Source organism: Arthrobacter sp. JCM 19049, from assembly GCF_001310435.1.
The window spans coordinates 1-1,919 of the sequence record NZ_BAXF01000417.1 but is presented as its reverse complement, the minus strand read 5'-3'; the positions used below and the strand labels follow the sequence as shown (position 1 = coordinate 1,919).

1 pseudogene is annotated in these 1,919 nt (G+C 64.6%); it reads left to right on the top strand.

Annotation, left to right across the window (positions count from 1 at the left end):
* Positions 1-481 precede the first annotated feature (481 nt).
* Positions 482-1,919 (top strand): annotated as a pseudogene (locus tag JCM19049_RS12880) (DEAD/DEAH box helicase); the annotation flags it as partial.

Below are 1,919 nucleotides of genomic sequence, written 5' to 3'. Positions count from 1 at the left end.
GGCTGGCCAGCAGCCACGGACCGGTGGACGGTTCGGTCGAGCGCGCGGCGGTGACGAACAGACTCGCGGCAAAACCCAGGAACAGCGCGGCGGCCAACACCCAGCACAGCCGGGCAATGCGCAGGGCGGAAGGCATCTGCGCCGCGGAGGACGCAGGCTTGGAACCGTTGCTTTTCACACCAGCCAGCTTAGTGCAGGGGGCGCGGTGCCTGATCTCACACCACCTCGACCCTGTCTTTGCGCGGCCGATGCCGATAGAATGGATTGTTCGCGAACATCGGGCATCCCTCGCATCTTGCCCAATTTTTGAGGCCGGAGCCTTTCTCGTGTTGTGAATCCGCAAAGTGTGTGCGGATATTTATGTCATAGGGGAACGCTTGATGAGCGTGAGTTGTTTTTGACTGTGTAGCCTATTCGTCGTTTTTTTGGGGACGCGTAGGCCTTCCCCTAACGAATGAGGTATCTGTTCGTGTCTACTGACATGTCCGTCAATTCCACCGAGAACTCCACCAACGAAAACGGCAGCGACGAGCCGACCGTGCTGTTCAGCGAGCTGGGCCTGGACGCCCGCGTGCTGGCTTCCGTGGTCGACCTGGGCTACGAAAAGCCCTCTCCGATTCAGGCCGCCACCATCCGCTGCTGCTTGAGGGCCGCGATGTCGTGGGCCTGGCCCAGACCGGTACCGGAAAGACCGCCGCGTTCGCGCTGCCCGCGCTTTCGCGCATGGCCGAGGTCGCTGACCTGAACGGTCCGTCCCGCACCCCGCAGATCCTGGTGCTGGCACCGACCCGTGAACTGGCCCTGCAGGTTGCCGAGGCCTTCACCTCCTACGCCAAGCACCTGGATGACTTCACCGTGCTGCCGTGTACGGCGGTGCCCCCTACGGCCCGCAGCTGGCTGGCCTGCGCCGTGGCGCCCAGGTCGTGGTCGGCACCCCGGGCCGCGTCATCGACCACATCAACAAGGGCTCGCTGGACCTGTCGAACCTGCAGTACATGGTGCTGGACGAGGCCGACGAAATGCTGCGCATGGGCTTCGCAGAAGAGGTCGACAAGATCCTGGAAGCCACCCCGGAAGACAAGCAGGTGGCCCTGTTCTCCGCCACCATGCCGCGTGCCATCCGCCGGATCGCCTCCGAGTACCTGCGCAACCCCGAGGAAGTGTCGGTCAAGTCCAAGCAGACCACCGGCACCAACATCACCCAGCGCTACCTGCAGGTGATGGGGGCGCACAAGCTGGACGCGATGGCCCGGATCCTGGAATCCGAGGACTTCGACGGAGTTATCACCTTCGTGCGCACCAAGATGGCCACCGAGGACCTGGCCGACAAGCTCAAGGCCCGCGGCTTCACCGCCGCCGCCATCAACGGTGACATCCCGCAGCAGCAGCGTGAGCGCACCGTGGAGAACCTACGCGCGGGCAAGATTGACATCCTGGTGGCCACCGACGTGGCCGCCCGCGGCCTGGACGTGGAGCGCATCAGCCACGTGATCAACTACGACATCCCGCATGACACCGAGTCCTACGTGCACCGCATTGGCCGCACCGGCCGTGCCGGCCGCTCGGGGGACGCGATCCTGTTCATGACCCCACGCGAGAAGTACCTGCTGCGCGCCATCGAGAAGGCCACCCGCCAGCCGGTGTCCATGATGCAGCTGCCCACCGTGGAATCGGTGAACAACCGCCGCATCCAGAAGTTCACCGACCGGATCGACCAGACCATCGTTGGTCAGGACCTGAGCGCCTTCCGCGAGATCGTGGAGAAGTTCGCCACCGAGCATGAAGAGCTGGATCACCTGGAAATCGCCGCCGCGCTGGCGCTGATGGCCCAGGGTGGACGCCCGCTGCTGATGGAGGAACCGGTGATCCCGCCGTCCAAGCAGGCCCGCATGAACCGGGAAGGCCGTGAGCCGGGCCAG